Origin of the sequence: Streptomyces sp. NPDC088745 (genome assembly GCF_044751045.1) — a bacterium.
GTDB classification, from domain to species: domain Bacteria; phylum Actinomycetota; class Actinomycetes; order Streptomycetales; family Streptomycetaceae; genus Streptomyces; species Streptomyces cremeus.
Genome location: NZ_JBIVLB010000001.1, coordinates 865581 through 888277 on the forward strand (window position 1 = coordinate 865581; position 22697 = coordinate 888277).

At 71.8% G+C, this 22697-nt stretch carries 15 protein-coding genes, 2 tRNA genes and 1 pseudogene; 14 read left to right on the forward strand and 4 right to left on the reverse strand.

Annotation, left to right across the window (positions count from 1 at the left end; genetic code table 11):
• Nucleotides 1–4 precede the first annotated feature (4 nt).
• Nucleotides 5–595: pseudogene (locus ACIP93_RS03930) on the forward strand (tyrosine-type recombinase/integrase); the annotation flags it as partial.
• A gap of 1560 nt (nt 596–2155) precedes the next feature.
• Here ACIP93_RS03930 and ACIP93_RS03935 read toward each other — a convergent pair.
• A complete protein-coding gene (locus ACIP93_RS03935) occupies nt 2156–3427 on the reverse strand; it encodes a hypothetical protein (protein ID WP_401755337.1) in 1272 nt (423 codons plus the stop codon).
• Between the two features lie 312 nt (nt 3428–3739).
• Nucleotides 3740–4693 carry a bifunctional DNA primase/polymerase gene (locus ACIP93_RS03940; protein ID WP_401755340.1) on the reverse strand — a complete coding sequence of 318 codons (954 nt, stop codon included), beginning with the start codon at nt 4691–4693 and terminating at the stop codon, nt 3740–3742.
• 305 nt (nt 4694–4998) lie between these two features.
• Here ACIP93_RS03940 and ACIP93_RS03945 point away from each other — a divergent pair, with 305 nt between their 5' ends.
• The 9 genes from ACIP93_RS03945 (at nt 4999) to ACIP93_RS03985 (ending at nt 14051) form a co-directional block, all read left to right on the forward strand.
• Nucleotides 4999–5310 (forward strand): hypothetical protein, encoded by a 312-nt coding sequence (locus ACIP93_RS03945; RefSeq protein ID WP_345220726.1) that lies wholly within the window; start codon nt 4999–5001, stop codon nt 5308–5310.
• A gap of 181 nt (nt 5311–5491) precedes the next feature.
• Nucleotides 5492–6655, forward strand: coding sequence for an acyl-CoA dehydrogenase family protein (locus tag ACIP93_RS03950; RefSeq protein ID WP_401755344.1), 1164 nt, complete (start codon nt 5492–5494; stop codon nt 6653–6655).
• Nucleotides 6656–6759: 104 nt separating this feature from the next.
• Nucleotides 6760–7782: a bifunctional MaoC family dehydratase N-terminal/OB-fold nucleic acid binding domain-containing protein gene (locus ACIP93_RS03955; protein ID WP_401755347.1), complete on the forward strand. Its 1023-nt coding sequence runs from the start codon at nt 6760–6762 to the stop codon at nt 7780–7782.
• A gap of 5 nt (nt 7783–7787) precedes the next feature.
• A complete protein-coding gene (locus ACIP93_RS03960; protein ID WP_401755350.1) occupies nt 7788–8867 on the forward strand; it encodes an acyl-CoA dehydrogenase family protein in 1080 nt (359 codons plus the stop codon).
• Nucleotides 8864–9343, forward strand: a complete 480-nt coding sequence (locus ACIP93_RS03965; protein ID WP_345220715.1) for a MaoC/PaaZ C-terminal domain-containing protein — start codon at nt 8864–8866, stop codon at nt 9341–9343. Before ACIP93_RS03960 ends, ACIP93_RS03965 begins: the two co-directional genes overlap by 4 nt.
• Nucleotides 9340–10506, forward strand: a complete 1167-nt coding sequence (locus ACIP93_RS03970) for a lipid-transfer protein (RefSeq protein WP_345220713.1) — start codon at nt 9340–9342, stop codon at nt 10504–10506. Before ACIP93_RS03965 ends, ACIP93_RS03970 begins: the two co-directional genes overlap by 4 nt.
• 233 nt (nt 10507–10739) lie before the next feature.
• Entirely contained in the window at nt 10740–11456 is a 717-nt protein-coding gene (locus ACIP93_RS03975; protein WP_401755354.1) for a DUF1906 domain-containing protein, read from the forward strand.
• A gap of 192 nt (nt 11457–11648) precedes the next feature.
• Complete coding sequence (locus tag ACIP93_RS03980; RefSeq protein ID WP_345220709.1) at nt 11649–12239, forward strand: SigE family RNA polymerase sigma factor; 591 nt, start codon at nt 11649–11651, stop codon at nt 12237–12239.
• Between the two features lie 165 nt (nt 12240–12404).
• Nucleotides 12405–14051, forward strand: a complete 1647-nt coding sequence (locus ACIP93_RS03985; RefSeq protein WP_401755357.1) for a long-chain fatty acid--CoA ligase — start codon at nt 12405–12407, stop codon at nt 14049–14051.
• Nucleotides 14052–14180: 129 nt separating this feature from the next.
• Here the strand turns inward: ACIP93_RS03985 and ACIP93_RS03990 are convergent, their stop codons facing one another.
• Entirely contained in the window at nt 14181–18146 is a 3966-nt protein-coding gene (locus tag ACIP93_RS03990; protein WP_401755360.1) for a PAS domain-containing protein, read from the reverse strand.
• Nucleotides 18147–18569: 423 nt separating this feature from the next.
• Between ACIP93_RS03990 and ACIP93_RS03995 the strand changes: the two genes are divergently transcribed.
• The 3 genes from ACIP93_RS03995 (at nt 18570) to ACIP93_RS04005 (ending at nt 20057) form a co-directional block, all read left to right on the forward strand.
• Nucleotides 18570–18663, forward strand: a tRNA-Ser gene (locus ACIP93_RS03995).
• A gap of 253 nt (nt 18664–18916) precedes the next feature.
• Nucleotides 18917–18989 (forward strand) — tRNA-Arg (locus ACIP93_RS04000).
• 108 nt (nt 18990–19097) lie between these two features.
• Nucleotides 19098–20057, forward strand: a complete 960-nt coding sequence (locus ACIP93_RS04005; protein WP_401755363.1) for a DUF2797 domain-containing protein — start codon at nt 19098–19100, stop codon at nt 20055–20057.
• Between the two features lie 361 nt (nt 20058–20418).
• On the opposite strand, the gene ACIP93_RS04010 is transcribed toward ACIP93_RS04005, so the two are convergent.
• Nucleotides 20419–21312 carry an LLM class F420-dependent oxidoreductase gene (locus ACIP93_RS04010; RefSeq protein ID WP_345220699.1) on the reverse strand — a complete coding sequence of 298 codons (894 nt, stop codon included), beginning with the start codon at nt 21310–21312 and terminating at the stop codon, nt 20419–20421.
• A 125-nt stretch (nt 21313–21437) separates the two neighbouring features.
• Between ACIP93_RS04010 and ACIP93_RS04015 the strand changes: the two genes are divergently transcribed.
• Nucleotides 21438–22220 carry a response regulator transcription factor gene (locus tag ACIP93_RS04015; RefSeq protein ID WP_401755366.1) on the forward strand — a complete coding sequence of 261 codons (783 nt, stop codon included), beginning with the start codon at nt 21438–21440 and terminating at the stop codon, nt 22218–22220.
• The last annotated feature ends 477 nt before the right edge of the window (nt 22221–22697 follow it).

Consider the following 22697-nt stretch of genomic DNA (forward strand, 5'->3'; position numbering starts at 1 on the left):
TCCGTCAGGCCCGACGCCTCACCCGCTATCACGCACTAACTCGTTACTCGCCTACGCGGGGCTGCGAGTCGGGGAAGCGTTCGCACTGCGGCGAGCGGATATCGACGTGTCTGGCGGCCTGATCCTCGTCGATGAGAACCTGGCCTAAGCGAACGGCACCCTCGTCTTCGATACCCCCAAGTCCCATCAAAAACGCGTCCTGCGGATCGGGCCGTCATTCGCGGCGCGGATCGGCCAGCACTTGGAGACGCTGCCCGGCGGGGAGGATGCTCTCCTCTTCGTCACGCCCGGCGGCAAGTCTCTGCGCTACAACCAGTGGCGCAAGGCGTACTTCGATCCCGCCGTGGCGGCTGCCGGGCTCACCGACGTCACGCCGCACGATCTCCGGGCCTGGCACGGGACGTGGGTCGCCGACCGGTACGGCGTGATGACGGCCGCCTACCGGCTCGGGCACTCAAACGCCAGCGTGACGACTCGGCACTACGCTCGGCCGGTGGCCGGCCGTGATGACCAGGTGGCTGAAGCAGCGGACTTCTGGCTCAGTGGGCGTGATCACGAATCTGGAACACGCACCGCCGGAGAGTATGACGGGTGAGCTGCGGCCACATCACCCAGCCTATTTCGCACAGAGTCGCGCCTATTGGCTGCGAGATCGAACTCTAAACACATAGCGTGTACGGCCCCTGACGCTCATCGGGGGCCGTCGTGTTGCAGCGGCGACCCATCTGAAGCGTTAAAGATCATGGGTTCCCGGCAGAGGTTCCACTTGATGTCTCTTCGTTTCGATCAACATCGGTCAAATCTCGCAGAGAGATGATCGATAGATGCGAGAATCGGGGAAATAGAGACCAAATGGCTGTCCGAAGGGGGCTAGGTGGTATTAATTTATCGTTCTGGCGGTGAATTGTTAGGAGTGACTGTGAGTAATGGTGACGTGTTCGAGGAATTGAAGCGAGAGAGGGCCAAGATTCTGGAAGAGTCTCATTCTCAAGTGCTTCGACTGCAAGAGGAAGTGAGTATTAGGCTGCTGAAGGTTACTCGAAAGGCCGCCAAAGTGGCGAAAGAGAGTGGGGGGATTCCATGCCTGGTGCGATGGACGCCGGGACCGGAGCTGACTATCTATCACTCTGCTGATTCCCCCTGTGGCCGGGTTCGTGATCGCCATAATTTTAGGCGCTTGAGTGAGAAGGCTGCACGAGATGCGTCACCCTATGCGTACCTTGACCGATGTAGCGCATGTTCTTGGCCTGAAGCCGCCGTGGCGTACGGCAAAAGGATGTTGGAATGGAAGTAGCCAGAAAAGCGCTTGAGCACTATGGGGGCTGATTGAAATGAGCGGACCCCGTCCTGGTCTTCCAGCCGCACTGGAGCGCGATCGTCGCCTTGAGGTTGGGGGAGTTTGTCCATTTGCATCCTGTCGAATGCCCGCACAGGAGAACTGTCACATCTGGGATCGCGCTAAGGGTGGACCTGATGTCTTTGGTAACCTTCTCAGGGCGTGCGCGGCTCACCACCATGAGCATACTGCTGGGCGTATTCAAGATCATGACCTGCGAGTAATTAAAGCGCGGCTTGCTTGGGCTAATGATAGATACACAGGTAGTGAGTACATGTGGCTACAGGTCTTTGCGCAGCGTGGTGGTGTGCGGTTCCAGCACCCGCTGAGCCAGCGTTCCTGCCTCAGATTCTTGGAATCCGACGGTTACGTGCAAATTACCGGAGCATCGCAGGCGGCGGGCAACGGGCGCAGTCTGGATAATTGGCGCCTCACGGAAATCGGTCAGTGGTTCGCTAAAGCTTGGGCTGAGTCAGGCGCTTTCCCCGTTGCTCTCCGCTTCGCACGGTGATGGGGCACGTAGCGGGCACGGCAAGCACCGTAGCAACTGAGGTGGGGCGGCTCCGCATGCCTGACCTGCACGGGATCGGGTAAGCCGCCCGACCTACGAAAGGTCTTGAAAACCGTCGTGGCAGCGATGTCACCGTGGGTTCAAATCCCACACCCACCGCACCGGGTCAGTCGGCGCACTGATCAGAAGGGGTGTCCCCGCCAGGGGGCACCCCTTCGTCGTGGGGCCTGCCTCCTGCTGATCCGCCCGTGCCGGGAGCGGCGCCCGCCGGAAGACCGTTCGGCGGGCCGGCAGCCGGCCGTCCGGGGTCAGGAGCGTTCGCGGGCGGCCGGGTTGTTCAGGCAGAGCGCGATGTTCCGGACCGCGGCGGTGAGTTCCTCGATCACTCGGGCCGCCTGCTCCGCGTTGTGGAACGCCGGGCGTTCCGCCAGGGCCAGGCCCAGTTCCTGGGCGGACCGGAGCGCCGGCTCGACGCTCTCGACGGAAGGGACGACGGGTACGGGCGCGGGCGCCTCGGCCGCGGGGAGGGGCTCCGGTGCCGCCGGGCCTGCCGTGGGCGCGCCGGAGACGGCGGGCGCGGGCTGGTACGCCGACGTGGGTGCGACGGGCGCGGGCGCCGACGCGGGTACGCCGGTCGTCGGCGTGCCGGTCCCCAGAGCCTCCCGGTGCGCGTCGAACCGGGTGTGCACGGAGCTGAAGTCACCCGTCATGGAGGAGCACTCCTCCGTCGGCCGCGACGACATGGCCGACACGGACTGCTCGGGACGGAATTCGTGGGAGGCCCGCGGGGGGTGGTGGGACACGTCCTGCGCGTGCCGTGTCCGGGGGAGCGTGAAGTGGTCGAAACCCGGGAACGCCGGAGCGGCCGGCAGCGAGGGGGCCGCGTGGGGCCGGGGGCTGTACTCGGTCTGCCACTGCATCCGGTAGCAGTCGACCTGGTCGGCGCAGGAGGTGCGGCCGTGGAAGACGGCCGTGTCCTCGCCCAGGTCCGGGTACCAGAGGTTGGGGCCCGGGAACCGCACGGTCCGCACCCGTGGCTTGATCGGCTCGGCGCACCCCATGCAGCAGTCCTCCGGCACCATGAGCGGGATGCCGCCGTTCTGCTCCGGCCAGCGGGGGCCGCCCTCCCAGCGGTACTCCCCGTGCCGGCAGGGCGGCAGCTCGCCGCAGGCCCGGCAGACGGCGTAGTGCTCGGGCAGGACCCGCCAGTCGTGGCTGGCGGGAGCGCACCAGTGCTTCGGCGCGGAGCGGGGCAGGTTCTCGTTGCGCAGCACCAGCACCACCGGGCGCTTGTAGAACTCGGCCTGCTCGGGGACCGGTTTGATCGACTGGTTGTTGGCCCGCCGCAGTTCGTTGGCGTGCCACCACAGTTCCACGTGGTCGCGCCACGCCTTCTCGTAGGAGTCCGGCCACCGGTCGCCCGGATAACCGTTGATCTCCAGGATCCGCCACGCCTGCCGATCGAGTACCACGATGGAGCCGACTCGCAGTCGCATGTGCGTTCCGTTGTTCCCGTCGTCCGGCCAGTCGTGCCGGCCGATACAGGTGGGCTGGTCTGGGAGCCACTTGCGCGTCTGCATGTCATGCTCCTCGGCAACGAAACTTCATAGTTCCAACTGGGGCAGTAAGCAACATTCTGAACAATCAGGATGTTTAGGACGGTGTAGACACGCGCACGTTGCTGATCGAAGGCGACCGGAAAAGCCTTCCGGCGTACCGCTTTTTTCGCGTACAGCGTCGCTGCCAGGCATTTCGACCGTGAAGGACGTCATTCGTTCGGGTCCTCCCCGGTGGGCGGTCAGCAACCCCGTACCCCTGCGACCGGACCCGACACTCACCCATACGTGTGGTGACATGTGCGCTGCTGTCACTCCGTACGGGTACATCGCCTCCTATGCGCGATGCCGACCGCCTCGCGGTGGTGCCTGGCCCGGCCCGAAGAGTGGTACTGGGCGGGCGTCGGCCGGGGGCCGGGCGCGGGTGCCCGTGGAACGGCGGGCGGCCGAGGCGAGGGTGGAGTGGATCTCCGGGAGGGCGAGGCCGGTGTGGAGGGCCGCGGCGGTGAGGGCGGCGGCGAGGGTTTCGCCGAGGCCGTTCTCGTAGGCGCGGCAGGCGGCCCAGAAGAGGCGGGTGTTGCGCTGGCCCTCGTGGGCGGTGCGGACGAATTCCACCAGTCCGTGTCCGTGCGCGGTACGTAACGGGGCCGGCGGTGGGGGCTTGCGGCGCTCCCGGGTGAGGAGCGCGAGGAGGGGGCCCGGGCAGGGGGCGGCCGGGAGGTGGGCCGTGCCGGGGGCCAGGCGGTAGACGCCGGCCGTGGTGAGGGAGCCCGGTCCGACCAGGTAGCCGCCCGCGCCGCGGACGTCGACGCCCGGGGCGAGGCGGCTCGCGGAGTTGGGCACCGGGACGCCCGGCGGTCCGGTGAGCCACACGTGGCGGCCGCCGGAGGGGGTGAGCACCGTGAGGGTGGCGGGGATCGTGAAGCCGTGGTCCCGGGCGAGCCGGTGGAGGGCGGCGAGCGGATCGGCGCCGTGCTTGGTGTCCAGGTCGAGCCCGATGAGGTGGTGCCGGGGCCGGCCGCAGGCGATGCCGTAACCGGTCGCCCAGGGGGCGGCGGCGAACAGGGCGCGCACCACCGCGGGGTCGGTGGAGGCGTCGTGCACGCCGTGCCCGGTCAGGCCGCAGGCGCCACGGCAGGGCGGGCCTGCCGCGGGGGGTTCTTCGCGGTGCGGCGAGGGCAGGGCCGGGAGCTTGGTGCGGGACAGCGGGATGACGGGCAGTCCGCGCTCCGCGGCCGAGAGCGCGTGGGCGAGGGCCAGGGTGGCGGTGAGCCGGTCTGGAGTGGCCATAACTCCATCGTCGTACGAATGTTCGAATAAGGGAAGCCGGGAAAGTTGGCTGAAAATGTGCCGGAACGGTTCCTCTTATGGGGTTACTGGACTCTGTGGGCTATTTGGCCAGTAGGAGGGGGATTTGCGACGGGGTCGGGGGTTTATCGACAAAAGCTCACGCTTGCGAGCGAATAAGCGCGTGGGGGGTGGTTCGCCGGGGATTCGGTGGGTCAACCTGATGTCGCGACGTCGACACCAGCGCCGAGGCGGTCGGCCGACTCTCTCGGTATCAGCCGTACTTAACAGTTCCTGGAGGAATTGACATGGCACGTATCCGTAACGCTCGCGTCATCGCCGCTGTCGCCGCTCTCCCCCTCGCGGCCGCCCTCTTCACGGGTGTTGCCACGGCCGACAACGGTTCCTTCGCGGACGACGGATCGAACGCGACCGTTGCCACGCAGATCGGCACCGGCGTGGGCGGCACGAACAACGGCAACTCCGTCTCCACGCAGCAGGTGGCCACCGGTGCCGGCGCCTCGAACCAGAACAACACCGCCGCGGTGAACGACTCGGACGACACGGCCATCCAGCAGGGCAACTACAACGTCGCGGTGAGCTTCACCGAGCTCTGGTAGTGCCGCACGGCCTGATGGGGGGCCGTGCTGCGGGGTGAATGACTGCCTGTGCGGCGGTGCTTCGGCGCCGCCGCACAGGCATGTGTGCGTGCGGTCCCCGCCTCTTGACACGGTCACGGAATCTGACGGACAGTCAGGAACTCTGCTCCGTACGTCCGGACACCAGCCGGAGGCCACCGCCGTGCACCTCGCACCGACCGGGCGCCAGCGACGGCTGCGCGCCGAACTCCGTTCGTACTTCCGCGAGCTGATGCCGCACGGGCCGCCGCCGGACCCGGCCGGGCAGCGCGCCCTGCTGCGGCGGATCGGCGCCGACGGGATGCTCGGGCTCGGCTGGCCGCGGGAGTACGGGGGCCAAGGACGCGGTCCGGACGAGCAGTTTGTGTTCTTCGACGAGGCGTACCGGGCGGGCGCCCCCGTCTCGATGGTCACGCTCAACACGGTCGGCCCGACCCTGATGAAGTACGGGACCCAGGCGCAGCGGGAGTTCTTCCTGCCGCGGATCCTGCGCGGCGAACTCGTCTTCGCGATCGGCTACAGCGAGCCCGAGGCCGGCACGGACCTCGCGTCGCTGCGTACCCGCGCCGTGCGGTCGGCGGACGGCGAGACGTGGCTGATCGACGGGCAGAAGGTCTTCACCAGCAACGCCCAGAACGCGGACTGGATCTGGCTCGCCTGCCGCACCGATCCCGAAGCCCCCAAGCACCGGGGGATATCGATCGTCCTGGTCCCGACGGACGCGCCCGGTTTCTCCTGGACGCCGATCGAGACCGTCGGCGGCCTGACCACCACCGCCACCTACTACGACGGGATACGCGTCCCGGCCGCCCATCTCGTGGGGGCCGAGAACGAGGGCTGGGGGCTGATCACCAACCAGCTCAACCATGAACGGGTGGCCCTCGCGGCCATCGGGATGCAGGCCGAGGACGTGTACGCCGAAGCTCTGGCCCACGCTCGGCGCATCGACCCGGAGACCGGGGAAATGCCAGGTCAGAAGCCCTGGGTGCGGGCCTGTCTGGCCGAGGCGCACGCCCGGCTCGCGATGGTGCGGCTGCTGAACTGGCGGCTGGTGGGCGATGTCGGCGCGGGAACCCTGGCACCGGGCGACGCGAGCGGAGTGAAGTTCGTCGGCACCGAGAGCGCGGTCGCCGTCTACCGGCTCTGCCAGGAGGTGGTGGGCGACGCGGGTCTGGTGCGGGCCGGTTCGCCGGGCGTCTTCGGGGACGGCGAGCTGGAACGGCTGAACCGGGCCGCGCAGATCAACACCTTCGGCGGCGGGGTGAGCGAGGTGCAGCGGGAGATCGTGGCGACGATGCGGCTCGGGATGCGGAGGGCCAAGCGGTGACGGGTGACTCGACGAGCGACCGGTCCGTGACGGACGGTGCGGGAAAGCGGAAATTCGTCACAGAAAGTTATGACGATGGGGAACGCGACGGATTCCACGCCCGTTTGAAGAAGTACGAGGGGCAGACGGCGGCCTCCTCGGCAGTGGGCAAGGACCTGGTCAACGAGCCGATGATCAGGCATTGGTGCGAAGCGATGGGAGACACCAGTCCGGCGTACGGGGGGCCGGACGCGACAGCTCCGCCGACGATGCTTCAGGCCTGGACGATGGGCGGCCTGTCCGGGCACACGGATCGTTCGCCGGCGTACGAGGACCTGTTCGCGCTGCTCGACGGCGCCGGGTGCACGTCGGTGGTGGCCACCGACTGCGAGCAGGAGTACGTGCGGGACCTGCGGCCCGGACAGCGGATCACCTTCGACGCGGTGATCGAGTCGGTGTCCGACCGCAAGACGACCAAGCTGGGCTCCGGGTACTTCGTCACGACCCGGACGGACGTCTTCGGGGACGGGGAACTGGCGGGCACGCACCGCTTCCGCATCCTGAAGTACGCCCCGGGGCGACGCCGCGAAGACCCGGCTGCGAGCACAACTCCACAGGGAGCGGCGGCACAGGAGCGCGCGGAGGTCCGGACGGAGGCCCCGGCGGAGGACCGGGCGGGGGCCAGGGCAGCGGCCCGGGCGGAGCCGCCGAAGGACGTGCCGCCCGTGCTGCGGCCGCGGCCGGTGGTCAACCGCGACAATGCCGGTTTCTGGGAGGGGGTCTCCGCGCACCGGCTGCTGATCCAGCGCTGCGGGACGTGCGAGCTGCTGCGGTTTCCGTGGCTGCCCGGGTGCAACGGGTGCGGTTCCGCGCGGTGGGACACCGTCGAGGCGAGCGGCGAGGGCACGGTCTTCAGCTACGTGGTCATGCACCACCCGGTCTTCCCCGCCTTCGATCCGCCGTACGCGGTCGCCCTGGTCGAGCTGGCCGAGGGCGTGCGGATGATCAGCAACGTGGTCGGGGTGCCGGCCGGGCGGGTGCGGATCGGGATGCGGGTGAGGGCGGAGTTCCAGCGGTACGACGCGGAGTTGGAACTGCCGGTGTTCCGGGCCGTGGACGGTGCGGGCGACGCGCGGGGCGAGGGGTGACCGGGATGGACTTCACTCCGAGCGAGGAGCAGCGGGCCGCGCGGGACCTGGCGGCGCGGATCTTCGGCGATCTGGCCACGCACGAGCGGCTGGCGGCGGCCGGCACGGGCAGCGACGCCGAGCTGTGGAAGCGGCTGGGCGGGGCGGGACTGCTGGAAGCGGTGGCGGAGGTGGGCCTGTTGGGGCTGGTCCTGCTGCTGGAGGAGCAGGGGCGGACCACGGCGCAGGTTCCGTTTGCGGCCACGAGTGTCGCGGGTGTGCTGGCGATCGGCGCTTTCGGGACGCGAGAACAGCGGGAAACGATGGGCCCGGGGCTCGGAAACGGTTCCCTCGTGGCCGTGGGTGCGTTTTCGGCCACCGGCCCCGGACGCGTTCGGGTGAGCGGCGGTGCGGAAACCGGAGACGGCTCGTACGCGTGTGCGCTGTCCGGGGTGGTGCCGGTGGTCCCGTGGCTGCGGGACGCCACGCATGTGCTGGTGCCGGACGCGGACCGGGGGCTGTGGATCGTACGGGCCGGGGAGGCGGGCGTCGGGGTGGCGCCGGTGGAGACCACGGCGCCCTGGGCGGCGGGGCGGCTCACCCTGGACGGGGCGCGGGCGGAGCGGCTGGGCGGGCCGGGTCCGCGGGCGTACGAGAGCGTGCGGGGGGCGGCGACGATCGCCTACGCGGGTCTCCAGGCGGGGGTGTGCGCGGGCGCGGTGGCGCGGGCCGCCGAGTACACCTCGCAGCGGGAGCAGTTCGGGCGGCCGCTGTCCACCAAGCAGGGGGTCCAGCTGCGGGCCGCCGAAGCGCACATGGACACCGAGGCGATCCGGGTCACCGCGTACGAGGCGGCCTGGCGGTACGACCGGGGCCTCCCGTACGCGACGCACGCCCTGACCGCGGCCTGGTGGGCGTCCGAGGCCGGGCGGCGGGCGGTGCACGCGGGGCAGCACCTGCACGGCGGGGTGGGCGCGGACCTGGCGCACCCGGCGCACCGGCACTTCCTCTGGGGCCGGCAGATCGATGCGTACCTGGGCGGCGGGGGCCAGGCGCTGGAGAGGCTCGGGGAGCTGCTGGTGGCGGAGGAAGGGGCGTGGGGATGAGTTCCGGAGGGGTACGGGAGCTGCGGGCCGGCGAGGAGCTGGCACCGCTGGAGATCGCGGTGACGCGGACGCTGATCGTCGCCGGGGCGGTGGCCTCACGCGACTACCAGGACGTGCACCATGACGCCGAGGCCGCGCGGGAGAAGGGGTCGCCGGACATCTTCATGAACATCCTGACGACGAACGGGCTGGTCGGACGGTACGTGACCGAACGGCTCGGGCCCGGGGCCCGGCTGCGGGCGGTGAGGATCCGGCTCGGCGCACCCAACTATCCGGGGGACACGATGGTGTTGCGCGGGACCGTCAGCGAGGTCGACGGCCCCGCGGGCACGGCCGAGATCCGCGTGGTCGGCGTGAACGGCATCGGCCACCACGTCACCGGCACGGTGAAGGTGGCGTTCACCGGAACCCTCCGGACCCCCGGGGTCCCGGAGCCCTCCTCGGGCCCCGACGCCCCCGAGGAGGAGCGCGCGTGAGCATCCACCGGGCGGACGAGCTGGGCGGGAAGGCCGCGGTCGTGGGGATCGGGGCGACCGAGTTCTCCAAGGACTCCGGGCGCAGCGAGCTGAAGCTGGCGGTCGAGGCGGTGCACGCGGCACTCGACGACGCCGGGCTGGTCCCGGCGGACGTCGACGGGCTGGTCACCTTCACCATGGACACCAGCCCCGAGATCACCGTCGCGCAGGCGGCCGGGATCGGCGAGCTGTCGTTCTTCTCCCGCATCCACTACGGCGGCGGCGCGGCCTGCGCGACCGTGCAGCAGGCGGCGCTGGCCGTGGCGTCCGGGGTGGCCGACGTGGTGGTCTGCTACCGGGCGTTCAACGAGCGCTCGGGGCGCAGATTCGGGTCCGGGGTGCAGCGCAGGGAGCCGTCGGCGGAGGGGGCGGCGCTGGGGTGGGCGCTGCCGTTCGGGCTGCTCACGCCGGCGAGCTGGGTGGCCATGGCGGCGCGGCGCTACCTGCACACGTACGGGCTCACCCCCGAGGCGTTCGGACACGTCGCGGTGACCGACCGGCGGTACGCGGCGACCAACCCGGCCGCGTACTTCCACGGGAAGCCGATCACGCTGGCCGACCACGCCGCCTCGCGGTGGATCGTGGAGCCGCTGCGGCTGCTCGACTGCTGCCAGGAGACCGACGGCGGCCAGGCGGTCGTGGTGACCACGGCCGAGCGGGCCCGCGACCTCGCGCAGCCGCCCGCCGTGATCGTGGCCGCCGCGCAGGGCGCCGGGCGTGGGCAGGAGGCGATGACCAGCTTCTACCGGGACGACCTGACCGGGCTGCCGGAGATGGACGTGGTGGCGCGACAGCTCTGGCGGACCTCCGGGCTGGCGCCTTCCGACATCGATGTGGGGATCCTCTACGACCACTTCACGCCGTTCGTGCTGATGCAGCTGGAGGAGTTCGGCTTCTGCGAGCCCGGCGAGGCGGCCGACTTCGTCGCGGCGGACGCCCTGCCGCTGAACACGCACGGCGGCCAGCTCGGTGAGGCGTACCTGCACGGCATGAACGGGATCGCCGAGGCCGTCCGGCAGTTGCGCGGCACCTCGGCGAACCAGGTCGAGGGCGCGGCACGGACGCTGGTGACGGCGGGCACCGGCGTTCCCACATCCGGGTTGATCCTGGGCGTCGATTGCTGACCGCCCCGGCGTGAGTCGTGGACTCCGGTGCTGAATGACCGTTAGCTCACCTTATGTACCGATTCTCTGACTCAGCGTACGTACCGTACGTACGAAAATGTTCCTCCCTCAGGTGGGCGGCGCTCGCGGTCGCACTCGTCGCCCTGTTCACCACCCTGGCGCTGCCCGCACCGCGGGCGGCGGCCGAGCCCGCGGCGGGCGGGGCGGCGGCGAGGCCGTACTCGGGGCGGCCCGTGCACTTCAACGGCTGGGCCTTCGACACCTGCGAGGCCCCCTCCGTCGCCACCATGAAGGCGTGGCGCTCCTCCCCGTACCGCGCCGTCGGCATCTACTTCGGCGGCCGGGCCCGCGGCTGTCCGCGCCAGACGAACCTCAACAAGCAGTGGATCAAGTCGGTGGACCGGATGGGCTGGTTCCTGCTGCCGGTGTACGTCGGCTCCCAGTCCCCGTGCGTCACCCTCAAGCACAAGCGCAGCCTCACGATCGGCCGCGACCCCTGGCGCCAGGGAGCCGCGGAGGCCCGTGACGCGGTCAACCGCGCCCGCTGGCACGGCATGATCCCCGGCAGCACGCTCTACCTCGACATGGAGGCGTACGACACCGGCAACCGGGCCTGCGCCGCCCGTACCCTGGACTTCGTGCGCGCCTGGAACCGCGAGCTGCGCCGCCATCGCTACTTCCCCGGCTACTACAGCAGTGCCGACTCCGGCGTCGCCCACCTGGAGTGGGCCCGCCGGGCGAAGTTCAAGGACCTGCCCACGGTGGTGTGGTTCGCCCGCTGGGGCAAGAAGCCCTCGGTGTCCGGAGAGCCGTCGCTGAGCCCCCGGGCCTGGTCCCCGCACCGCCGCATCCACCAGTACGCCGGCAACGTCAAGGAGACCCACGGCGGGCACCGGCTCAACATCGACCGCAACCGCATCGACGCCCTGGTCGCCCGCACCTGGGAGTGACCCCGCCGGGGCTCCACGGCCTCGTTCCGCGCCCCCGACCCCGACCCCGCCGCCGTCCCGACCCTGACTTCCCCCCGGCCCCCCTCCACCTTCAGGAGGTGGGGCCTGCCCCACCCCTACAACCTGAGGCGGAGACGCCTTCGGGACCTGGGGCCGATCCCCGGGGCCGCCGCCACTTCTAGCGTGGAACACATGACCACGCCTGTCTGCACCAGCGCATCGAAGGCCGCCACCGGGCACGCCGGGCACACCGCGAACCCCGGCCGCTCCGCCTTCCCGGGGTACCCGTCGTTCTCCTCCTACGTCCGGGCCCGGGGCCCGGTCCTGCTGCGCACCGCGCGCTCGCTGACGGCCAACCCCAGCGATGCCGAGGACCTGCTGCAGACCGCCCTGACCAAGACGTACGTCGCCTGGGAGCGCATCGAGGACCACCGCGCCCTGGACGGCTACGTGCGCCGGGCGCTGGTCAACACCCGCACCTCCCAGTGGCGCAAGCGCAAGGTCGACGAGTTCGCCTGCGAGGAGCTGCCCGAGCCGAGCACGTCCTCGGTCGCCCCCGCACCGGACCCGGCCGAGCGGCAGGTGCTGCACGACGCCATGTGGCGCGCGATCATGAAGCTCCCCGAGCGGCAGCGCGCCATGGTCGTCCTCAGGTACTACGAGGACCTCAGCGAGGTGCAGACCGCCGAGGTGCTCGGTGTCTCCGTCGGCACGGTCAAGAGCGCCGTCTCGCGCGCCCTCGGCAAGCTCCGCGAGGACCCCGAGCTGACTCCGGTGCGCTGACCGGCGGAGATCCCTCCGGCGGGCTCCCGGATTTTGCCTGCGTTTTGGTTACCTCCAGGTAGTGACATACCACCGGGTACGCGCGCAGAATCGGCCGCACAGCCACGGGCGACATTTCGCCGCCGGGCTCTTTGTGCCTTTTCGCGCGCCCATCGGGAGGACGCCGTGCTCAGCACCATGCAGGACGTATCGCTGACCGTGACCCGCATCCTGCAGCACGGGATGACCATTCACGGGAAGTCGCAGATCACGACCTGGACCGGCGAGGCGGAGCCGCAGCGCCGCAGCTTCGCGGAGACAGGCGAGCGCGCCGTCCGCCTGGCGAACGCCCTGCGCGACGAACTCGGCGTCGTCGGCGACCAGCGGGTCGCCACCCTGATGTGGAACAACGGCGAGCACGTCGAGGCGTACTTCGCGATCCCCTCCATGGGCGCGGTGCTGCACACCCTCAACCTGCGCCTTCCCCCCGAGCAACTGATCTGGATCGTCAACCACGCCGCCGACCGCGTGGTCATCGCCAACGGCAGCCTGCTGCCCCTGCTCGCCCCGCTCCTTCCGCACCTGCCGACCGTCGAGCACGTGGTCGTCGCGGGCCCCGGAGACCGGTCCCTCCTCGACGGGTGCGACCCCCAGGTCCACGAGTACGAGGAGCTGATAGCGGACCGCCCGACCACCTTCGACTGGCCGGACATCGACGAGCGCTCCGCCGCGGCCCTCTGCTACACCTCCGGCACCACCGGGGAGCCCAAGGGCGTCGCCTACTCCCACCGCTCCATCTACCTGCACTCCATGCAGGTCAACATGGCCGAGTCCATGGGCCTCACCGACCAGGACACCACCCTCGTCGTCGTCCCGCAGTTCCACGTGAACGCCTGGGGCCTGCCGCACGCCACCTTCATGACCGGCATCAACATGCTGATGCCCGACCGCTTCCTCCAGCCCGCCCCGCTCGCCGAGATGATCGAGCGCGAGCGCCCCACGCACGCCGCCGCGGTGCCCACCATCTGGCAGGGCCTCCTCGCCGAGGTCACCGCGAACCCGCGCGACCTGTCCTCCATGGCCCAGGTCACCATCGGCGGCTCGGCCTGCCCGCCGGCCCTCATGGAGGCGTACGACAGGCTGGGCGTCCGCCTCTGCCATGCCTGGGGCATGACCGAGACGTCCCCGCTGGGCACCATGGCACGGCCTCCGGCCGGGCTCACCCCCGAGGAGGAGTGGCCGTACCGCATCACCCAGGGCCGCCTCCCGGCGAGCGTCGAGGCGCGGCTGGTCGGCCCGTCCGGCGAAGTCCTGGCCTGGGACGGCGAGTCCGCCGGTGAGCTGGAGGTGCGCGGCGCCTGGATCGCGGGCTCCTACTACGGCGGCGCGGGCGGCGAGAACTTCCGCCCCGAGGACAAGGTCAGCGAGGACGGCTGGCTGAAGACCGGCGACGTCGGCGTCATCAGCCCGGAAGGCTTCCTCACCCTCACCGACCGGGCCAAGGACGTCATCAAGTCCGGCGGCGAGTGGATCTCCAGCGTGGATTTGGAGAACGCCCTGATGGCCCACCCCGAGGTCGCCGAGGCCGCCGTCGTGGCCGTCCCGGACGAGCGCTGGGGCGAGCGCCCGCTGGCCACCGTGGTCCTCACCGAGGGCGCCACGGTCTCGTACACCGATCTGCGCGACTTCCTCGCGCAGAGCATCGCCAAGTGGCAGCTTCCCGAGCGCTGGGCGCTGATTCCGGCGGTGCCGAAGACCAGCGTGGGCAAGTTCGACAAGAAGGTGATCCGCAAGAGCTACGCGGACGGGGAGCTGGAGGTCACCCAGCTCTGAGCGGGCGGCGAGGGCCGGGGCGGTGTTTCACGTGGAACACCGCCCCGGCCCTCGTGGTGTTCCACGTGAAACACCGCCGAAGGCCACCCCGGAAGTGGATGTTTCACGTGAAACATCCCTCTCCGTACGTCAGTTGGTGCCGATCTTCGCCAGCAGGTCCACGATCCGGCCCTGTACCTCTGCGCTTGTGGACCGTTCCGCCAGGAAGAGCACCGTCTCGCCCGAGGACAGCCTCGGCAGCTGTGCCTGGTCGAGTCCGGCGGACGTGTAGACGACCAGCGGGGTGCGGTTCAACTGCCCGTTGGCACGCAGCCAGTCGACGATGCCCGCCCGGCGGCGGCGTACCAGCATCAGGTCCATCACGACCAGGTTCGGCCGCATCTGGGTGGCCAGGTTGACCGCCTCGGTGTCCGTCGCGGCGCGTGCGACCTGCATGCCCCGCCGTTCCAGCGTCGCGGTCAGCGCCTGCGCGATCTCCTCGTGCTCCTCGATCAGCAGAACGCGCGGCGGGTGCTGCTCACTGTCGCGCGGTGCGAGCGCCTTCAACAGCACGGCCGGGTCCGCCCCGTACGCCGCCTCACGCGTCGCCTGCCCGAGTCCGGCGGTGACCAGCACGGGCACCTCCGCCGCGACGGCCGCCTGACGCAGCGACTGGAGCGCGGTACGGGTGATGGGCCCGGTCAGCGGGTCCACGAACAGGGCGGCGGGGAACGCCGCGATCTGTGCGTCGACCTCCTCGCGGGAGTGCACGATCACCGGCCGGTAGCCGCGGTCGCTGAGTGCCTGCTCCGTGGAGACGTCCGGCGCGGGCCACACCAGCAGCCGGCGCGGGTTGTCCAGCGGCTCCGGGGGCAGCTCGTCGTCCACGGGCTGCGGCACGGGCCGGTTGGAGACCTCCACCGCGCCGCCCGGTCCGTCCAGCGGCTCCGGGCCCTCGCTGCCCTCGTCGGGGGCGTCTATGGCGTACGCACGCCCTTCGGAGGCCTCCGGGATGAGCTGCTGGTGCTGCTGCGGGGCGGCCGGTCCGGTGGGCGTGCCGCCGGTCGGGGTGTGCTGGGCGCTCTGCGGGTGCGGACGGGCCTCGGGCTCCGCCTCGGCCGCCCCGGCGAGTGCGGCGGCCGCCGGACGTTCGGCCTCGGTGGGGGCCGCCAGCTTGCGGCGGCGGCCCGAGCCCAGCACCTGGTTCTGCTGCTGGGCGATCTGCTGCGAGAACGGCGCGCCCTGTCCGAGCGTCCGCACGCTGAAGGCACGCCCCTGGGTGGAGTGCGGGGACTCGGCCGGGAGCGGCTGCGCCTGCGGCGCCGGGTGGCCCGGCGGGTGCGGGGCGTTCTGCGGGGCCTGCGGGCTCGGGGCGTTCTGGAGGTTCTGCGGGTTCTGGGGGTTCTGCGGGACCTGCGGGTTGGCCACGTCGGCGGACGGCGTCGGCCAGCCGCCCGGCACACCCTGCGCGGACCGCTCCTGCGGTACGTCACCGGGCCGTCCGGGAACCCGGTCCGCCTCGGCGGGCGGCAGCGCGAACGGGCTCCGCGCCTCCTCGGGCTCGGCCGGGGCGGTGGCCAGCGCACGCCGGGCGCGACGGCCGCCCCCGGCCTGGGCACGGGCGGCCCCGGCGGACGCGAGCACCTGCTCCTGCCCGGAGGTGTCGTCCGCACCCGCGCCGGCACCGCCCTCGGTACGGGCGTCGGGCATGGCGGAGCCGTCCGCACCCGGCCGCCGGCCGGGGGCGGCGGGGGCGGGCGGCAGCGCGGGCATGCCGCCGCCCTCGTGCGGGGCAGGGGCAGGGGCACGACGGGGCGCCTCGGCGGTGCTCTGCGCGGGGAGTCCCGGAGCCGGAAGTCCCTGCGCGGGGAGCCCCTGCGCGGGAACGGAGTGCGGGGGCACGCCCTGCGGCGGCACGGTCTCACCGAGCGCGGCACGCCCGGCGGCGCCTTCACCGGCCGTCACGACGGAACCCTCGGCAGGACCGGCAGCGGCACCGGAGGCACCATGTGTGCCGGTCGGGTCGGCGGGCCTGGTCGGGCCCGGCAGCGCGAGTGCCTGACCGGTGCCGGGCGCGGGGGCGTCGGTACCGGAGCCTCCCGCGCTTGTCGTGCTCGTACCGGCGCCGTCGTTCGCGGAGGCCGGTGCGGGCTCCTCGCCGGGGCTCGGACGGCCGCGCCTGCGGCCCGTGCCGCCCGTGCCCTCGCCGGTGCCCTGGGCCGGGATCAGCTCGGGCTGCTCGTCGGCGGGGCCGCGACGGGCCCTGCGCCGCCCGCTGGGGGCGGCCGTGCCGGGCGCGGCCTCCGGGGGTGCGCCGGGGGCCTCCGGGGCGCTCTCCTCGACATCGAGGAAGGCGTCGGTGGAGGACCTCCGGGCGCGTCGGCCGCCGGACTGCTGGGCGGGCACGGCGGCTTCCGCGACAGGCGCCGTCTCCGTCTCCGGCTGCGGCTCCGTCTTCGGCTCCCGGGCGGCCCCGGAACCGGAGCCGTCACCGATCGGCACCTCCAGGACGTACGCGCTGCCGGTCATGCCGGGCACCTCGTGCGTCTGGAGCACGCCGCCGTGCGCCTGGACGATGCCCCGCACGATCGGCTCGTGCACCGGGTCGCCGCCCGGGTACGGGCCGCGCACCTCGAACCGCACGACCTCGCCGCGCTGGGCGGCCGCCACCACGATCGTCGAGTCGACGTAGCCGCCGGCCGGCGCCGCTGCCGGGGCCACCTTGCCGGTGGAGTCCACCCCGGCGACGTCCGCCACCAGGTGGGCCAGGGCGGTGGCCAGACGCACGCCGTCCACCTCGGCCTCTATGGCGGGCGCGTGCACCGCGAACTGGGCACGCCCCGGGCCGATCAGCTCGACCGCGCCCTCGACGGCCGCCGCGACGATCCCGTCCACCAGGACGTTCGCCTTGACCAGCGGCTCGACGCCGGAGGCCAGGCGCTGGAAGCCGAGCACGTTGTCGACCAGCGTCGTCATCCGGGCGTATCCGGCGGCCAGGTGGTGCAGCACCTGGTTGGCCTCGGGCCAGAGCTGTCCGGCCGGGTCGGCGGCCAGCGTGCCCAGCTCGCCCCGCAGCTCCTCCAGGGGGCCGCGCAGGGAGCCGCCGAGCACCGCGCTCAACTGGGTGTGCCGGTCGGCCAGTTCCTCGTACCGCTCCTGACCGAGCGCGACCTCGGCGTCGTACCGCTCGCGCGTGGCGGACAGCTCCTCGGCGTGCTCGGAGGTCATCCGCTCCACGACGGCGGCGTGCTCGGACGTGAGCCGCCCCAGCTCCTCGGCGTGCTGGGCCGCCTGCTCCTCGTACGCGCGGCGGTCGGCGAATGTCATGACCGCGCCCACCAACTGCTCGCCGTCGCGCACGGGGGCGGTCGTCAGGTCGACCGGCACCTGCTTGCCGCTCTTCGCCCACAGCACCTGGCCGCGCACCCGGTGCTTGCGCCCGGACTTCAGGGTGTCGGCGAGCGGGGACTCCTCGTACGGGAACGGCGTCCCGTCCGCCCGCGAGTGCACGGCGAGCGCGTGCAGCTCCTTGCCGCCCAGGTCGCTGGCCCGGTAGCCCAGGATCTGCGCGGCGGCCGGATTCGCGAGGACGATGCGGCCCTCGGTGTCGGTCCCTACCACGCCCTCGGAGGCGGCGCGCAGGATCATCTCGGTCTGCCGCTGGGAACGGGCCAGTTCGGCCTCGGTGTCGACGGTGCCCGAAAGGTCCCGTACGACCAGCATGAGCAGTTCGTCACCGGTGAGGGAGGTGGCGCCGGCCGGGCGCTCGGCGGAGAAGGCGTCCCGCCCGTCCTCCAGGTTGGCGCTGGTGACCTCGACGGGGAACTGGCTGCCGTCGGTGCGTCGGGCGGTCATCCGGGCCGGCTTGGTGCGGCCCTGCGGGTCGACCCCGGAGGGGCGGCGCATGGACCCGGGGATCAGCTTGGAGTCGAACTCCGGCAAGAGGTCGAGCAGTCCGCGTCCGACCAGCGCGGTGCCCGGGGCCTCGAAGGTCTCCAGGGCGATGGTGTTGGCGTTGACCACGGTCCCGTTGCAATTGACGAGCAGAAGCCCGTCCGGGAGAGCGTCGAGTATCGCTGCGAGGCGAGCAGCGCCTCGGAATGGCCTGCTGCTCACGACGACGGTTCCTCCCTGAATTACTGCATTTTGCCCAGTCGGTGACCCTCCGGCGGCCTCAATTTTTCCCCTCGGGCCGCGCGTTGTCACTGGAAGGAGTCTAAAGGCTGGGGATGCGGGCGTGACGGCGGATGACGGGGAGTCGCCGCGGAGCCTCCCCCGCGGCTGAAGTGGATCTTCGCGGTGATGCGCCGACGATCATGCGTCGCCCGTCGCCCGTCGCCCGACCCGGCCCCCGCACTGCGCCGGCACGAAGTGGATCTTCGCGGCGAAACGCCCCGCCGGGCCGTCACAAGTGCTTTGCCCTGCCGCCCGGTCGCCTAGTACCGTGGGGTGCGATTGGTGACACCGCGCAATGCTGTGCCATCATCTGCAACGCACCTACTCGCGAACGCGCAAGCGCTGGCGTGTGTGGGTCGTGCTGGAGGCGTCGCCTAGTCCGGTCTATGGCGCCGCACTGCTAATGCGGTTTGGGTCTTAAAGCCCATCGAGGGTTCAAATCCCTCCGCCTCCGCCAGCACCATCGAAGCCCCGGTCCTCCAGGACCGGGGCTTCGGTCGTTCCCGGGACCGGTCCGGGCGGCGGGGCCCGGTTTCCGGAAGTGATCGCCGGGCGCGACTGCGCCCGACGCGACGCGCCCGTCACTCGTCCGAGTGTTTGTGCAGGTCAGGCCGGGTGTGCGGAATGGATTTCGCATGACGGCGCAGGTCATGTAATGTTCTTCTTGCAACGCCGACGGGGCGGAAAACGGCCCGGAAGCACAGCGACAAGCACTCGTAGCTTAACGGATAGAGCATCTGACTACGGATCAGAAGGTTGCAGGTTCGAATCCTGCCGAGTGCACAGTGAGGGAAGCCCCCCGGACGGAGTCCGGGGGGCTTCTTCGTGTTCGGGGTTCGGCTGGCCGGCGGGAGCCGGGGCGTTGTCAGTGGTGGAGGACACACTGGCGGTATGGAGAGGGAGCGGGCGGGGCGGCGCGAGTGGCGGAGTGCCGGGCTGAGCTGGGCCGGCGGGGTGCCGGGGCTGCGGTGGGAGGCGGAGGCCGGGGGCGGGGCCGCGGGCGGGGGCGGGCCGGTCAGTCCGTTGTCGTACGGGGCGGGGGCCGGGGGGACCGTCTCGTACGGGCGGGAGATCGGGTTCCGGGTGGTCGGGGAGCGGCGGTGCGTGGGGGTGCGGGGGAATCCGTGCCCCCTGCGTGCTGTCGTGGCGGGGCGGGCCACGCAGGCGCAGTGCGGGGAGTGCGCGCGGCTGGACCGGTCGCGGTCGGTGGCGGCGGACACGATGGCCGATGATCCGCGGCCGTATGCGGTGTACCTGGCGTGGTTCGGGCCGGGGATGGTGAAGGTGGGGATCACCAGGGAGGACCGGGGGTCGGCGCGGCTGCTGGAGCAGGGGGCGGTGGCGTTCAGCCTGCTCGGGCGGGGGCCGTTGATGGCGGCGCGGCGCTGCGAGGAGCTGCTGCGGGCGGGGCTCGGGGTCCCGGACCGGATCTCGTACGCGAAGAAGCGGGCGGTGCGGGCCGCGTTGCCGGGAGCGGCGGAGCGGGCGGCGGAGGTGCGGGAGCTGCATGCGCGGGCCGTGGAGCTGGCGGGCTGGCCGGAGGCGTTGGCGGTGGTGGGGTGCGAGGTCGTCGACTACGCGGGGGTTTTTGGGCTGGACGGCTTGGCGGGGGCCGTGGGGGTGGTGCGGGAGCTGGTGAGCGGGGGGTGTGTCGCGGGGAGAGTCGTGGCGGTGGCGGGGCCGGATGTGCATGTGGAGGTGCCGGGGGCCGGGGCTGGGGCTGGGGTGGTTGTGGTGGACAGCCGGCTGGTGGCGGGGTGGGTGCTGGAGAAGGGGGATGCGGGGGGTGGGGTGACGGTGCCCGTGAAGGCTGTGGAGGGGGAGGCGGGGGTGCAGGAGGGGTTGTTCTGAGGGGCTTTGTGTGGGGGGTGGGGGATTGATCGGGGTCGGGGTGCCGGTGGTGGGGCAGGGAGGGTCCGGGCCTGTGCGGGGGAAGTTCACCGGGGCGGGGTCGGTGGGGGAGGTGGTGGTGCGGCATCCGGGGTGAAGAGTGGCCGTCGTGCCTGGGGGGACTCCCGCGCACGGGGCGTTTCCGGGGCCAGTAGGGGCGTACGGGGGTTGGTGCCGTTTCCCGAGGGGGGTGGGGACGCAGAGGGTTGTTGGGGAGCGGCTTTCTGCGTGTTCCGTACGGGTCCCCGCGCCAGCCGGAGGCGCTGGAGCGGCTCCGGCTGGGGGAGGGGTGGCCGCGGGGACGCCGGTTCTTGAGCAGCGGCTAGAGGAGGGCCTTGGCCAGGGCTCGCCACTCCTCGCGGGGGAGGGCGCCGACGGGGGCGCCGGCCGGGGGCAGGGCCTGGAGGGCGAGGTGGTCGGCGCCGGCCGCGTAGAACTCCTCCGCCTTGGCGCGGACGCGGTCCTCGTCGCCCAGCGCGAAGAGGGCGTCGAGGAGGCGGTCGCTGCCGTCGTCCGCGAAGTCGGCCTCCGTGAAGCCGAGGCGGAGGAGGTTGTTGGTGTAGTTGGGGAGGGCGAGGTAGCGGGCGAGCATCGCGCGGGCGGTCGTGCGGGCCTCGGCCAGGTCGGGGTTGAGGACGACCGTCAGCTCCGGGGCCAGGAAGGCGTCGGGGCCGAGGGCCTCGCGGGCCTGCGCGGTGTGGGCCGGGGTGACCAGGTACGGGTGTGCGCCGACGGCCCGGGACGAGGCCAGCTTCAGCATCTTCGGGCCGAGGGCGGCGAGGATGCGGCGCTCCGCGGGGAGCGGGGTCGCCGCCCGGTCGAGGGCGTCGAGGTAGGCGGTCATCGCCGAGTACGGGCGGGCGTACTGCGGGGCGAGCGCGTCGTGGCTCACGCCGAGGCCCAGGACGAAACGGCCGGGGTAGCGCCGTTCGTAGGCGGCTGCCGTCGCCGCCACGTCCTCGGCCGTGTGCTGCCAGATGCTGACGATGCCGGTGGCGACCTTGAGGTGGTCCGTCGCTTCGAGGAGCGGGGCCACGTCGTCGAGGGACGGGTTGCCGCCGGACCAGACCGTTCCGTATCCGAGGTCCTCCAACTCCGTGACCGCGTCGGTGAGTTCCAGCGGGTCCTGCGGCTCGGGGGAGCGGAGGGCCCCGTGCCAGATGCCGAGGCGGCCGTGCGTACGGGAGAGGCGGGAGCGGTGGGAGTCGGAAGTCATGTGGGGGCTAACGGGCAGGTCGGCGGGGCTATTCCGGGGAAGGGGGGCGTTCCGGGGACGTTCTTCTCAGGGGATTCACAGGAACGGGCAAGGGGGCTCTCACCGTTCGCGGTGAGGGTGGGGCCATGCGGACGACAGTGAGTGGGCCCCGGGTGGGCGAGCAGGGGCGCAGGCCGGTGGGTGAGCGGGTCGGCGTTGGTGGTGGCGGCGGCGGTGGTGCCGTCCGCGTGCTGGTGGTGGACGGAGAGGCTCCGCTTGCGGAACTGCTGTGCATGACGCTGCGGTACGAGGGGTGGGAGACCCGGAGTGCCGGGGACGGGGCGGCGGCGGTGCGGGCCGCGCGGGTCTTCCGGCCGGACGCGGTCGTACTGGATGTGACGCTGCCCGACATGGACGGGCTGGACGTGCTGCGGCGGGTCCGGGCGGACCTGCCGGACGTGCCCGTGCTGTTCCTGACGGCGCGGGCCGCGGTGGAGGACCGGATCGCCGGGCTCACCGCGGGCGGCGACGACTACGTCGCCAAGCCGTTCAGCCTGGAGGAGGTCGTGGCGCGGCTGCGGGGGCTGATCCGGCGCAGCGGGGGCGGGTGGGTGGTCGCACGGCCGGACTCGGAGCTGGTGGTCGGGGACCTGCGGCTGGACGAGGACAGCCGCGAGGTGTGGCGGGGGGAGGCCGAAGTGCGGCTCACGGCGACCGAGTTCGAGCTGTTGCGGTTCCTGATGCGGAATCCGCGGAGGGTGCTGAGCAAGGCGCAGATCCTGGACCGGGTCTGGAACTACGACTTCGGGGGGCAGGCCAATGTGGTCGAGCTCTACATCTCGTATCTGCGGAAGAAGATCGACGCGGGGCGGCCGCCGATGATCCACACGCGGCGCGGAGCCGGGTATCTGATCAGGCCGGGCGGGTGAGCGCCGGCGAGTGCTGAGTGCCTCCGGGCGGCGGGTGGCGGGCGGCGGGTGGTGCCGGGTGCTCAGTGCCGCCGGCCGGCGGGCGTTGTCGGGTGCTGCCTGCGTGCCGTCCAGCGCTGAGCATCGCCGCGTGCTGCCGCGTGCTGCGCGTGCCGAACGCCGCTCGTGGCCGCGTGCCGAACGCCGCCGGGCGGCGGGTGACGGGTGGTGCCGGGTGCTGAGTGTCTCCGGGCGGCGGGTGGCGGGCGGCGGGTGGTGCCGGGTGCTCAGTGCCGCCGGGCGGCGGGCGTTGTCGGGTGTTGCGTGCCGTCGAGCGCTGAGCATCGCCGCGTGCTGCCGCGTGCTACGCGTGCCGAACGCCGCTCGTGGCCGCGTGCCGAACGCCGCCGGGCTTCAATGTGCGCTGAGCGTGCCGCGTGCTGCCGCGTGCTGCGCGTGCCGAACGCCGCCCCTTGTCACGTGCCGAACGCCGCCGAG